This is a genomic window from Pseudenemella bisphenolivorans (assembly GCF_051133435.1).
Lineage (GTDB): Bacteria > Actinomycetota > Actinomycetes > Propionibacteriales > Propionibacteriaceae > JAAYAO01.
This window is the reverse complement of sequence record NZ_JBPGNY010000002.1, coordinates 65,531-77,312: the sequence shown is the minus strand read 5'-3', so window position 1 is coordinate 77,312 and position 11,782 is coordinate 65,531. Positions and strand designations below refer to the sequence as shown.

The following is an 11,782-nucleotide window of genomic DNA, read 5'->3' as shown; positions in this document are numbered from 1 at the left end:
CCACGAAACATGGACGATGTGCGGAACGGGGAAGTTGGTACTACACTGGCCCGGTGCTCGGAAACGGGCACTTCGGGGTGTGGCGCAGCTTGGTAGCGCGCATCGTTCGGGACGATGAGGTCGCAGGTTCAAATCCTGTCACCCCGACCAATGTTTCTCGATCCGCATGGCCCGGGCCCGAAATGGGTTCGGGCCTCGCTCGTTCTTCGTGGGCAGGGAGAAGACTCACTCGCGGTTGTCGGCCCGCGAGCGGGCCAGAGCCTTGGCCGCAGCGCCGACTCCGGCCCGCACGTTGCGGTCGGCCAGTCGGCCGAAGTACGAACCCAGGCTGACTCCACCGGCAATGGCCAATCCGGTGGCCGCGGCACCCCACAGGTGGGTCGCACTACTGGTGCCGGCCAGGGTGGCCATGTCGGGTTCGGTCAGGTAGTACAGGCCCCGGTAGATCATGCTGCCGGGCAGGAAGGCGACGATGCCGGCGGTGGTCACCGCCAGGGCCGGGACGCCCAGGCGAATGGCCACCGAGTGGGTGAGCAGGCCCACCACGGTGCAGGCGAAGGCGGTGGCGGCCACGGTGCCGAAACCGAGCTGGCCCACCATCAGGTAGCCGAACCAGCCGACCACCGCGACCGCACACGACACCGCCACCGTGCGCAGACCGGAGTAGCCGCCGAGGGAGAAACCGGCGGCGATCAGCGCCACCGCAATGATCTGGACGAGGGTTGATTGCGCTATTCCGGCTGGTGGAAGCATGTACGAGGGCACCCCAAGCCGGAAGGCGATCGTGATCACGGTGAGGACGCCGACCACGATCCCGAGGGTGAGAATCACGACCTCGAAGGCGCGTCCCGAAGCCGTCACGTAGTAGCCGTCGATCGCGTCCTGGGCCGCGCCCACCGCGGTGAGACCGGCCAGCAACACCACGATGCCGGTGGCCACCAGAATGGATGGTCGCAACACATCCAACTCATCGGGTACCCAGGCCCGGGCCGTCACCAGGCCCATCGCCACCGCGGTGGGAATGGCACCGCCGACGATCTGGGCGAAGAAGGCGGGCAACCGCAACCGGGCGGTGAGCAGCGAGACCCGGTCGACCAGGGCCACGATCAACATCGCCGCGACGATTTCCAACGGACGCCCGCCCAGCAGGGTGCACACCCCGGCCGCCATCAACACGAAGGCCAGGGTGACGATGCTGCGACGGTAGATCCGCGGCTGGGCCATGATCCGACTGAATCGGTCGTGCGCCTCGTCCAAGGGGAGCCGGTGCGCGGCGATGTCGTCGATCAGCTCATGGGTCTCGGCCAGACGGGTGTAGTCGGGGGTACGGGTGGCCACGGTGCGCACCATCGTCACCGGGTCCTCGTAGGGGCCGCGGTGATGGGTGACCGTGATCGCGGTGAAGGTCACATCGACGTGCACCGACCGCAGCCCGTAGGCCCTGGTGACGGTGAGGATGTTGGCGGTCACGTCCGAGGCCGAGGCGCCGGTGGCCATCGTGGAGGCGGCGATCCGCATGGCCAGATCGATCACCATCCGGGAACGGGCCTGCTCGACGCCATCGCTGTGTTCGCGAAGATCCCATCCCCAGGTGGGCGGATCGACCTCCCTGAAAACCATCCGGGCACGGTCGAGGAACCGACCGCGGGGGGCGGGGGCGGGGTGGGGGCTGGATTCGGCGTTCAGCTCGCGAACCCGGAAATCATCGAGTCCATCTGCATCTGGCACCGCACCACTGTGCCATGACGATTTCCGAGAACAAATCCGAGGACGGGCCCGGGGCTCAGGAAGTGGTCAAAGTCACCAAAGTTGCCGACGGACGGCAGGCGAATCGGAACGGCGCGAGCGGAGAGGTGCCCAGCCCACCGGAGACATGCAGGTAGCCGCGGCGTCCGGCACCGGGGTGCACCGACAGGCCGGCGGCCCGGCCGGGCGGCAGGTCACAGTTGCTCACCAGGGCCCCGTATCCCGGCACGCACACCTGCCCGCCGTGGGTGTGACCGGCGAACACCAGAGCACAACCGTCGTCGATCATCGAGTCGACCACCCGCGCATAGGGAGCGTGGGTCACGCCGATGCCGAGGTCGACCTCGGACGGCACCGGGCCGGCCACCGACAGGTAGTCATCGCGGCCCAGATGGGCGTCATCGGTGCCCCGGAACTCGATCGACATCCCGGCCACGTCCAGCACGGCCTTGTGGTGGTTCAGGTCGTGCCAACCACGGGCGACGAAGGTGTCGCGCAGCTTGTCCCAGGGCAGTTCGGGACGATCGTCCACCTCATGACCGTCGGTGGAGCCGAAGTAGCTGAACGGGTTCTTCCACCGCGGCCCGTAGTAGTCGTTGGAACCGAAGACGAACACCCCCGGCACGTCCAACAACCGGTCCAGAGCGCCCAACGCGACCTCGACGCCCTCGGCCGAGCCGAGATTGTCACCGGTGTTGATCACCAAGTCGGGTTGCAGCCCGGCCAGGCGGGCGACGAAATCCTGCTTGCGCCGCTGCCGCGGAATCACGTGCATGTCGGAGACGTGCAGGATCCGGATCGGACGGGCACCGGCCGGCAACACCGGCACGGTCACCCGGCGCACTTCGAACCAGCGGGCTTCCCAGACTCCCCAGGAGAACCCGGCCGCCCCGATCGCACCGAGTGCGGCAACTCCCCGACCGACCCGGCGGGCGAACCCGGACGTCCGCGCAGACGCCTCCCGGGTCATGGGGTCGGTTTGCTGGACGGCTTCGGCTTGTTGCCGCCATCACCGGGTGTCTTCGGAGGGTTGGGCTCCTTCGACTCCTTCGGATCCGGTTTCTTGGTTTCCTTCGGCTCCGGCTTCTTGGTTTCCTTGGGCGTCGGCTTCGGCTTCGGCGGCGGGGGCTTGGGCTTCGGCCCGGCCGAGAAGCTCATGTAGATGTTGCCCCACTCCTCGACGGTGCCGGTCGGCGAGATGCCGAGGTAGGTGCCCTTGCGCGAGGAGTGGTAGCGGGTCACCTTGATCACGGTGAAGCCGGCGTTCTCCAGCTTGATCTGGGCATCCTGCGGGCCCAATCCGCTGACGTCGGGCACCTTCACCATCTTCGGCTTGAAGGCGCCGGGCTTGACCGCGGTGAATTTGGTCTTCGGCTTGCCCTCGAGCGCCTTGGCCATCGCCGGGGTGTAGATCCGGCCGGCGTCACCCGAACCCGAGCCTTCCAGCGACACACCGGTCGACAGCCGCTTGTACTTCAGCGACTTGCGCTTGTCCTTCCAGTACGGGTGGGTCTTGTCGACCGCGATCATCGCCACACCGGTCATCTCCGGGGTGTACCCGGCGAACCACACGGCGGCGTTGGAGTCGGTGGTACCGGTCTTGCCGGCCTGCGGGTAACCACCCGGAATCCGCACCCGGGTACCGGTACCGCTGCTCATCACGCCCTGCAGCAGTTCGTTCACACCGTCGGCGACCTCGGGCGGCATCACCTGCTCACAGTGGGCCGATGGCACTTCCAGGGCCGATCCATCGCGTTTGGCGATCGATTCCAGGATCACCGGCTCGCAGTGCTTACCCCGTCCGGCGAAGGTGTTGTAGGCCTCGGCCATCGACAGCGGGGTGATGTCCAGCGAACCCAGGGTGACCGAGGGGAACCAGGACGGGCAGGCCAGCGGATCCTGCTTGCAGGCCTCACCCTTGGCGGTCAGCGAACCACCCATCGACTGCTCGACACCGATCTTCTCGGCCATCTTCATGGTGTTACAGACTCCGGCCGCCTTCACCAGGTGGACGAAGTAGGTGTTCACCGACCAGTTGGTGGCCTGCCGCATGTTCATCATCGCGGCACTGCGGGTGGAGTTCGCCACCTTCCAGTTGCCCATCTGGAACGGGCCGTCACAGGAGGTGAAGGTCTGTCCCTTGAAGTTCTGCGGCGAGGTGGAGTTGAACTGCTTGCTCATCGGGATACCGCGTTCCAGCGCGGCAGCCAGGGTGACCGCCTTGAAGGTCGATCCGGCCTGGTAACCCTCGGCCCCACCCATCGACGAGGAAGCGGCGTAGTTGTAGAAGGTCTGACCCTTGCCGGTGCCCATCTGCGGACGCGACTGCGCCATCGCGGTGATCAGGCCGGTACCGGGCTGCATCATCACCAGCACACCCAGAGCCGGGTCGTCCGGGCCGACGATCTTGGCCACCGACTTCTCGGCCTCGCGCTGGGCGGCCGGGTCGATCCGGGTCTTCACGACCAGACCACCACGGTTCAGCATCTTCTCCCGGTCCTGCGGGGTGGCACCGAGGCTTTCGGTGTTCAGCAGAGTGCGGCGCACGTAGTCACACAGGAAGGGGAACTCGGTGCCGACACAGCCGTTGCGGGTGGGGGAGACCTTGGACGGGTCCCACTTGACGGCCTTGGCCTGCTCGGCCTGCTCCTCGCTGATCACGCCGACCTCGGCCATCCGGCTCAGCACCACATTGCGGCGTTCGATGGCCGCGCGCGGGTTGGCCACCGGGTTCACCGAGTCGGGGCTCTGCACCAGGCCCGCCAGCATCGCCGACTGATCGATGGTCAGCTTGTCGGCGGTGGTACCGAAGTAATGCATCGCGGCGGCCTGCACACCGTAGGTGCCGTCACCGTAGTAAGCGATGTTGAGGTAACGCTCGAGGATCTCGTCCTTGGAGAACTGCTCCTCGACCGCGATCGCGTAGCGAAGCTCTTGAATCTTGCGCGCGTAGGTGGTTTCGGTCGCCTGCTTGACCGCTTCCTTGTCGCCCTCGGCGATCGCCTTCTCGACCAGCGCCATCTTCACGTACTGCTGGGTGATACTCGAACCACCCTGGGTGGAGCCACCCGAGGTGTTGCGCACCAGCGCGCGCAAGGTCGCCTTCAGGTCGAGCGCGCCGTGTTCGTAGAAGCGGTGGTCCTCAATGGCGATCTGGGCTTGCCGCATCATCGGGGAGATCTGGTCCAACCCGACGTAGATCCGGTTCTCGTCATAGAAGATCGCCAGCTCGGTACCGTCGGCGGCCAACACCTTCGACCGTTCCATCTGCGGCGGCGTCTTGAGCTCCGCGGGCAGGTTCGACAGACCATTGGCCGTCGCCTTGGTGGCCGAACTCGCCACCAGCGTCACCGGAAGCAGAAGTGCCGCCGAGACCAGGCCCAACAGGACGCTGACCACGACGAAGGAGATGGCTGAGGACCCGATTGTTCCCAGTCGTTTCGCGCGCATGGGCTCCAGAGTACGTGACGCCGGTGGTCATTCCCCAATCGAAACACCCGGAAACTGGCGTGTCCGACTGGACGAAATCTCGCCTCCGCGATAGGCGCGACTACCCGTCGCCGGCCAATTGCTCGCCCACCGTGCGCAGTGTCTCGACACTGGTCACATCCGACTCCAGGGCGAAGGCGCGGGCGGTGGGGGCCCCGGCGTGTTTGGTGGCGAAGCGGGCCACCAACTCCCGTTCGCGGCGCATCATCTGCTCGCGGGCGGCATGGCGACGCAGCGCCACCACCTCGATCTCGTGGCCGCCGCCGTCGAGATCCTCGGCCAGCGCGAAGGACCGTTCGGCCGACAGATCGGCCACCTTGGAGGTGTGCACCCGGTTCAGGATCATGCCGGCCAGCGGCATTCGTTCCCCGGCCAGCCGGTCGACGAAGAAGGACGCCTCGCGCAGGGCATCGCGTTCGGGCGCGGCCACCACCAGGAAGGTCGTCCAATCCGAGGCCAGGGTGGCCAGGGTCTGCTCCGCCCGCTGCCGGAAACCGCCGAAGAGGGCCTCGAAGGCCGACACGAAGGTCTGCACATCACGCAACAGTTGCCCGCCCAGCACCTTCGACATCGCCCCGACCACCAGGTTCACCCCGACGCTCATCAGCTTCATCGGCCCGCGGGCCGGCATCAGGAACAGCCGCAGCATCTTGCCGTCCAGCAGGTTGCTGAGGTGTTCGGGGGCATCCAGAAAGTCCAGCGCCGACCGCGACGGCGGGGTGTCCACCACGATCAGGTCCCACCGGCCGGTTTGCTCCGACTGGCGGTGCAGTTGGCCGAGCTTCTCCATCGCCATGTACTCCTGGGTGCCGGAGAAGGACGTCGACAGCGCCTCGTAGAAGGGGTTGGCGAAGATCTGCTGCGCCTTCTCGGGGCTGGAATGGGCCAGCACCACATCGTCGAAGGTGCGCTTCATATCGAGCATCATCGCGTCCAGCGAGCCACCCCGGGAGGTGTCGATCGACTCCACCGGACGAGGGGTGTTGTCCAACTCGCCGATCCCCAGCGACTGGGCGAGCCGTTTGGCCGGATCGATGGTGAGCACCACCACCTTGCGTCCGGCCTCGGCGGCGCGCACCGCCAGGGACGCCGACACGGTGGTCTTGCCGACCCCACCCGAGCCACAGCAGATCACGATGCGTTTGCTGGTGTCGGCCAACAGGGCGTCCACGTCCAGCCGGGGCAGGTCACCGCGCACGTCGCGTTTCATCGGCCCACCTCCCCGGGCATTTGCCGGGCCAGTGCGTCGGCGAGGGTGAACAGGGTGGCCCGGTCGACCCCGGCCGGGTCGTCGGGCAGTTCGATCAGCGGCAGCCGGAGTTCCTCCAACTGGGTGCGACAGGCTTGTTCGTTCGCCCACCAGGCGGCGTCGAAGGCCAGTTCCTCGGCGAGGGCGGCATTCTCGTCCGCCCCCAGGCCGGGCACCTCGACCGGAAGCTCGCGGGCGGCGGCCCGGACGATCTGGTCGGCCGGTAGGGGCAGCTCGGTGATCCGGTTGCAGATCACCGACCCGACGGTGATGCCGGTGTCGGACAGCTCGGCGACCGCTTCCCGGGTCTCGGTGACGGGCATGTCCTGCAGCAGGGTGACCAGGTGCACCACGGTGTGTTCGGAGCGGAACAGTCGGATGATCGAGTCGGCCTGGTTGTGGATCGGGCCCATCTTGGCCAGTCCGGCGACGGCCTGGTGGACGTTCAGGAAGGCCCCGATCCGCCCGGTCGGCGGTGCGTCCAGCACCACCGCGTCGTAGGCATTGCGACGGTTCTTGAGTTTGCGGCGGACCGCCTCGTAAACCTTGCCGGTGAGCAGCACATCGCGCAGCCCGGGGGCGATCGAGGTGGCGAAGTCGTAGACCCCGAACTTGTCGAGGGCCTTGCCGGCCAGGCCGAGCTTGTAGAACTTGTCCAGGTATTCGAGCAGGGCCGAGCGGGCGTCGATCGACAGGCCGTGCACTGCACCACCGGACGAGGTGCGCAGCAGCAGGGGTTCGGTGGCCGGTGCGAGCCGGGGTACCTCGAAAAGTTCCGATACCGCGTGGCGGTCTTCGACCTCGCACAACAGCACCCGGCGGCCGGCGGTGGCCAGCGCGCAGGCCAGGGCGGCGGCAACCGTGGTCTTACCGGTGCCTCCCTTGCCGCTGACGATATGCAGGGCATGCCCCGAAAGTTGGCCGGCGGTCATGAGGGCCAAGTTACCGCGTGTCGACAACTGGTGGGCGACCGGTCACCAATCGGGGTAGGGGTGGGCGAGCTCCGCGGCGGTCAGTTCGACCTCCATCCCCTCGGTCTCCCGCAGGTGATACAGCTGGGCGATGGACGACAGCCGGGCGGCGAACTTCACATTCGCGGGGGCGTCGTCGTAGACGTGCTCGACCACCGCGTCGGGGGTGCGGTGGCCGGCCTGCACCGCCTCGCGGATCTGGGCGAGCCGTTCGGTGCGGTGGTTGCGGTAGTACCGCAGCACCCCGACCGGGTCGGTCAGCACCGGGGCGTGACCCGGCAGCAGTTCGGTGACCTCGTGGTCGAGGCAGACCTGTTCCATCAGGTCGAGGGACGCGAAATAGCTGGTCAGGTTGCCGTCCGGCGGCACGATCACGGTGGTGCCGCGGCCCAGCACCATGTCGCCGGTCATCAGCCGGGCGGGCTCGCCGGGGGCGGTGTGCAGAAAACCGATCGAGTCGTCGGTGTGCCCGGGAATGTGCAGCACCCGCAGCGCGGCACCATTGCCCAGGTTGATCTCGTCGTCGGCGCCCAGGGGTTCACCGACGCACAGTTCGGGATCGAAGGCCCGAATCGGGGGATTGCCGGTGCGGTTCGCCAACGGACCGGTGGCTTCGATGTGGTCGATGTGACGGTGGGTCACCCAGATTTCCTCGACCGTGCCGGCCAACTCGACGATCGCGGTGAGGTGATCGGGATCGTCGGGGCCCGGGTCGACCACGATCATGCCGCCGTCGGTCGGCAGCAGCCAGGTGTTGGTGCCGTCCAGCGACATCGGGCCGGGGTTCGGGGCCAGGATGTGCTTGGGTCCCAACTCGCCGGGGGGCTGGGTGTCGGGCCAGGCGAAGCTGCTCATTCCTTGTCTCCGGGGTAGAACCATTCGTACCGGTCGTCGACCAGCCGGATCTCGCCGAGCACCGGTTCGACGATCCGGTCGGTGGCTGCGGCCACCACCGCGTCGAAACTGCGCAGATCGGCCATCTCCTTGAGCACCGACCAGGTGGGGGCCAGCAACTGGATCACCCCGGCCTCGTGGGCCGCCAGGGCCTCGGCCGGACGCAGCCAGTCGGCGCGGTCGGCCTCGCCGGAGACGTCGCGGGCCTGTTGCCCCTCGGGCAGACGGGCGATGAAGAACCAGGTGTCGTAGCGGCGGGCCTCGAACACCGGGGTGATCCACCGGGCCCACAACCACAGGTCATCGGGGCCGAGGTGCACATCGGCCTCCTCGGCCAACTCGCGCACCGCGGCCGCGCGGATCGGGTCGGGGGACTCCCGGTCGATCGGGTCGACCGCGCCCCCGGGAAAGACCACCCGGTTCGGGGCGAACTTCATCTTGCCGTGGCGCATCATCAGCCACACCTTGGCGTCGGGGCCGTCGGCGTCGAAGAGGATCACGGTGGCGGCATCGCGCGGGGTGACCCCCTCGGTGATCTTCACCCAATCGCTCATCTTCGGCGGGGCGGTACCGGCATTGGTGATCACCCGCGGCACATGACGCAGGACGTCGTGGGAGTGCGACGCCACAATCAGTTCACCTCCACCAACAGCTCGAGCTCCACCGCCGCATCCAGCGGCAGTGCGGCCACCCCGACCGCGCTGCGCGCGTGCTCGCCGTCGGCTCCGAAGATCTCCCCGAGCAACAGGGACGCGCCGTTGGCGACCTTGGGTTGTTCGGTGAAGAACGGTGAGGAGGCGACGTAGACGGTCAGCTTCAGCACCCGGGTGATCGCATCCAGGCCACCGGCCTGCTCGGCGGCCGCAGCGAGCGCATTCAAGGTGGCATCGCGGGCCTGCTGGACGGCCTCGTCCAGGGTCACCGCGTCACCGACCTTGCCGGTGGTGGGCAGTTCGCCCCCGACGAAGGGCAACTGGCCGGAGGTGTACACCAGGTTGCCGGTGCGCACCGCCGGCACGTAGTCCGCCACCGGGGCGGCGACCGGGGGCAGGGTGAGCCCGAGGCCGCGCAGACGCTCGCTGGGGGCGCTCATCACTGGGCCAGCGGTCGTTTGAAGTAGGCGACGAGATTCTCGGGGTTGGGGCCGGGCACGATCTGCACCAACTCCCAGCCGTCCTGCCCCCAGTTGTCCAGGATCTGCTTGGTGGCGTGTACCAGTACCGGCGCGGTTGCGTATTCCCACTTGGTCATGGCGCCCACCTTAGATGCCGGTGGGCATCAACGCCGACCGGTTCTCACCGATAAGTGGAACCGGCCTCAGCGGGCGCGCTTCTCCAACCGATCGAGGTCGAGCAGGGTGACCGAGCGCGGTTCCAGCCGAATCCAGCCGCGGGCGGCGAAATCGGCCAGGGCCTTGTTGACGGTCTCCCGGGACGCACCGACCAGTTGGGCGAGTTCTTCCTGGGTCAGGTCGTGGTGCACCACGACCGCCTCGGCACGCGGTTCGCCGAAGCGTTCCGACAGGTCCAGCAGGGCCTTGGCGACCCGTCCGGGCACATCGGAGAAGACCAGGTCGGCGACCACGTCGTTGGTGCGCCGCAGCCGCTTGGCCAACTGGCCGAGCAGGCCCAGGGCGACCTGGGGACGGTTCGACAGCCACTTCTCCAACTCGGCGTGCTCCAGGCAGCGCAGTTTGCAACTGGTCACCGCGGTGGCGGTGGTGGAGCGCGGGCCGGGGTCGAAGACCGACAGCTCGCCGAACATCTGCCCGGGGCCGAGGACGGCCATCAGGTTCTCCCGTCCGGCGGTGCCCACCCGGCCCAGTTTCATCTTGCCGTCGACCACCACATACAACTGGTCGCCGACATCGCCCTCGTGGAACAGTACGGCGCCCCGGTGCAGCCGAATCGTCGTCATGGCAGCGGCCAGGGTGCTGGCCTCTTCGGTGTCCAAACCGTTGAACAGAGGTGCTTGCTTCAATACGTCCGGGTCCACGGCTCGCCTCCTGGAGTATGTGTTGCATCACATTACCGCTTGGTATCTTCGCGCACCCAGCCCGGTGCCCGAGACGCCTAAGCTAACCCCATGTCCGAAACTGTTGCCCGCCCGCCGCTGGCCCTGGTGCGGCGAGCCCGCCGGATGCACCGGATGCTCGCCGAGCTGTACCCCGAGGCGCGCTGCGAACTGGACTTCGGATCACCCTTCGAACTGCTGATCGCGACGATCCTGTCGGCCCAGACCACCGACAAGCGGGTCAATGCGGTCACCCCGGAACTGTTCCGGCGCTGGCCGGACGCCCCGTCCCTGGCCGGTGCCGAGGTGGCCGAGGTCGAGGAATTGCTGCATCCCTTGGGCTTTTACCGGGCCAAGACCGGCACCATCATCGGTACCGCGGCCGCGCTCACCGAGCACCACGGCGGACGGGTGCCGCACCGACTCGCCGACCTGGTGAAGCTGCCCGGGGTGGGCCGCAAGACCGCCAACGTGGTGCTGGGCAATGCCTTCGACGTGCCGGGCATCACCGTCGACACCCACTTCGCCCGGCTGGTGCGCCGCTGGCAGTGGGCCACCGCCGACGACCCGGTGAAGATCGAACACCAGGTCGGGGATCTGTTTCCCAAACGTGATTGGACGATGCTCAGCCACCGGGTGATCTGGCACGGCCGCCGCCGGTGCCACGCCCGCAACCCGGCCTGCGGAGCCTGCCCCCTGGCCCGACTCTGCCCGGCCTACGGCGAAGGGGAGATCGACCCGGTGAAGGCCGGCAAGCTGGTGCGGGAGCCACGGGCATGACCGCACGCAATGTCGCCGTGCGGTTGGCCGCGGTGGTGGTTGCCCTGGTGGTGTTGGCCGGTTGCGCCTCGACCACCCCGGTGCAGCCGGTCGGGGAGCCGAGCGCCGATCGGCGCCCGACCGCCACCACCGGCGACGGTGACCTGGTGGAGCGACGCCGGGCCGCTGGAATCGACGACTGCCCGGCAAGTGACCCCGAGGTCGCCGCACACCCCGAGGGGTTGCCCGATCTCACCCTGGACTGCCTCGGCGGAGACTCACAGGTGCGGTTGGCCGGTCTGCGCGGTGAGCCGATGCTGATCAACGTCTGGGCCCAATGGTGTGGGCCCTGCCGTACCGAAGCACCTTTCCTGGCCGAGGCGGCCCAGGCCCGTCCGGACGTGCAGGTGCTGGGCATCGATTTCGATGATCCCGAGCCGGCGGCCGCGGTCGACTTCGCCGGACAGGCCGGGTGGGGCTGGCCGCAGGTGGTCGACCCCGACAAGCGGATCGCCCCCGAGATGCGGGTGATCGGGCCGCCGCAGAGTTTCCTGGTCGACGCCGAGGGACGCATCGTGCACGTGCACGTCGGGCCGTTCACCTCCACCGAACAGGTACTCGAAACGCTCGACCGGCACCTGCCGCAGTGACCCGTCCCGCC

At 67.9% G+C, this 11,782-nt stretch carries 12 protein-coding genes and 1 tRNA gene; 3 read left to right on the top strand and 10 right to left on the bottom strand.

Annotation, left to right across the window (positions count from 1 at the left end):
• The first annotated feature begins 73 nt into the window (after nucleotides 1–73).
• Nucleotides 74–150: transfer RNA gene (locus ACR4XW_RS05235), tRNA-Pro, on the top strand.
• Between the two features lie 75 nt (nucleotides 151–225).
• On the opposite strand, the gene ACR4XW_RS05230 is transcribed toward ACR4XW_RS05235, so the two are convergent.
• The 10 genes from ACR4XW_RS05230 to ACR4XW_RS05185 form a co-directional block, all read right to left on the bottom strand.
• Nucleotides 226–1,728 carry a threonine/serine exporter family protein gene (locus ACR4XW_RS05230; protein ID WP_434759482.1) on the bottom strand — a complete coding sequence of 501 codons (1,503 nt, stop codon included), beginning with the start codon at nucleotides 1,726–1,728 and terminating at the stop codon, nucleotides 226–228.
• 55 nt (nucleotides 1,729–1,783) lie between these two features.
• The gene (locus ACR4XW_RS05225; protein WP_434759481.1) at nucleotides 1,784–2,716 is read right to left on the bottom strand and encodes a metallophosphoesterase; all 933 of its coding nucleotides are present in this window, start codon (nucleotides 2,714–2,716) and stop codon (nucleotides 1,784–1,786) included.
• Nucleotides 2,713–5,196, bottom strand: a complete 2,484-nt coding sequence (locus ACR4XW_RS05220) for a transglycosylase domain-containing protein (RefSeq protein WP_434759480.1) — start codon at nucleotides 5,194–5,196, stop codon at nucleotides 2,713–2,715. The genes ACR4XW_RS05225 and ACR4XW_RS05220 overlap by 4 nt, the downstream gene beginning before the upstream one ends.
• A 100-nt stretch (nucleotides 5,197–5,296) precedes the next feature.
• Nucleotides 5,297–6,445, bottom strand: a complete 1,149-nt coding sequence (bagB, locus tag ACR4XW_RS05215) for an ArsA family ATPase (RefSeq protein WP_434759479.1) — start codon at nucleotides 6,443–6,445, stop codon at nucleotides 5,297–5,299.
• On the bottom strand, nucleotides 6,442–7,416 hold the full coding sequence (bagA, locus tag ACR4XW_RS05210; RefSeq protein WP_434759478.1) for an ATPase BagA: 975 nt from the start codon (nucleotides 7,414–7,416) through the stop codon (nucleotides 6,442–6,444). The genes bagB and bagA overlap by 4 nt, the downstream gene beginning before the upstream one ends.
• A 42-nt stretch (nucleotides 7,417–7,458) precedes the next feature.
• Nucleotides 7,459–8,310, bottom strand: coding sequence for an MBL fold metallo-hydrolase (locus ACR4XW_RS05205; RefSeq protein WP_434759477.1), 852 nt, complete (start codon nucleotides 8,308–8,310; stop codon nucleotides 7,459–7,461).
• Nucleotides 8,307–8,978, bottom strand: a complete 672-nt coding sequence (locus tag ACR4XW_RS05200; protein WP_434759476.1) for an NUDIX hydrolase — start codon at nucleotides 8,976–8,978, stop codon at nucleotides 8,307–8,309. The genes ACR4XW_RS05205 and ACR4XW_RS05200 overlap by 4 nt, the downstream gene beginning before the upstream one ends.
• A gap of 2 nt (nucleotides 8,979–8,980) precedes the next feature.
• Complete coding sequence (locus tag ACR4XW_RS05195; protein WP_434759475.1) at nucleotides 8,981–9,442, bottom strand: RidA family protein; 462 nt, start codon at nucleotides 9,440–9,442, stop codon at nucleotides 8,981–8,983.
• The gene (gene sp36, locus ACR4XW_RS05190) at nucleotides 9,442–9,600 is read right to left on the bottom strand and encodes a Sp36 family protein (RefSeq protein ID WP_434759474.1); all 159 of its coding nucleotides are present in this window, start codon (nucleotides 9,598–9,600) and stop codon (nucleotides 9,442–9,444) included. Before sp36 ends, ACR4XW_RS05195 begins: the two co-directional genes overlap by 1 nt.
• A gap of 66 nt (nucleotides 9,601–9,666) precedes the next feature.
• Nucleotides 9,667–10,344: a Crp/Fnr family transcriptional regulator gene (locus tag ACR4XW_RS05185; protein WP_434759473.1), complete on the bottom strand. Its 678-nt coding sequence runs from the start codon at nucleotides 10,342–10,344 to the stop codon at nucleotides 9,667–9,669.
• 90 nt (nucleotides 10,345–10,434) lie between these two features.
• Here ACR4XW_RS05185 and nth point away from each other — a divergent pair, with 90 nt between their 5' ends.
• Nucleotides 10,435–11,142, top strand: coding sequence for an endonuclease III (gene nth / locus ACR4XW_RS05180; protein WP_434759472.1), 708 nt, complete (start codon nucleotides 10,435–10,437; stop codon nucleotides 11,140–11,142).
• Complete coding sequence (locus ACR4XW_RS05175; protein ID WP_434759471.1) at nucleotides 11,139–11,771, top strand: TlpA family protein disulfide reductase; 633 nt, start codon at nucleotides 11,139–11,141, stop codon at nucleotides 11,769–11,771. Before nth ends, ACR4XW_RS05175 begins: the two co-directional genes overlap by 4 nt.
• Nucleotides 11,772–11,782 lie beyond the last annotated feature (11 nt).

Coding starts and splice junctions, on each gene's coding strand:
- ACR4XW_RS05220 (WP_434759480.1), bottom strand. CDS start 5,196: ATGCGCGCGAAACGACTGGGAACAATCGGGTCCTCAGCCATCTCCTTC.
- ACR4XW_RS05225 (WP_434759481.1), bottom strand. CDS start 2,716: ATGACCCGGGAGGCGTCTGCGCGGACGTCCGGGTTCGCCCGCCGGGTC.
- nth (WP_434759472.1), top strand. CDS start 10,435: ATGTCCGAAACTGTTGCCCGCCCGCCGCTGGCCCTGGTGCGGCGAGCC.
- bagA (WP_434759478.1), bottom strand. CDS start 7,416: ATGACCGCCGGCCAACTTTCGGGGCATGCCCTGCATATCGTCAGCGGC.
- sp36 (WP_434759474.1), bottom strand. CDS start 9,600: ATGACCAAGTGGGAATACGCAACCGCGCCGGTACTGGTACACGCCACC.
- ACR4XW_RS05175 (WP_434759471.1), top strand. CDS start 11,139: ATGACCGCACGCAATGTCGCCGTGCGGTTGGCCGCGGTGGTGGTTGCC.
- bagB (WP_434759479.1), bottom strand. CDS start 6,445: ATGAAACGCGACGTGCGCGGTGACCTGCCCCGGCTGGACGTGGACGCC.
- ACR4XW_RS05195 (WP_434759475.1), bottom strand. CDS start 9,442: ATGAGCGCCCCCAGCGAGCGTCTGCGCGGCCTCGGGCTCACCCTGCCC.
- ACR4XW_RS05205 (WP_434759477.1), bottom strand. CDS start 8,310: ATGAGCAGCTTCGCCTGGCCCGACACCCAGCCCCCCGGCGAGTTGGGA.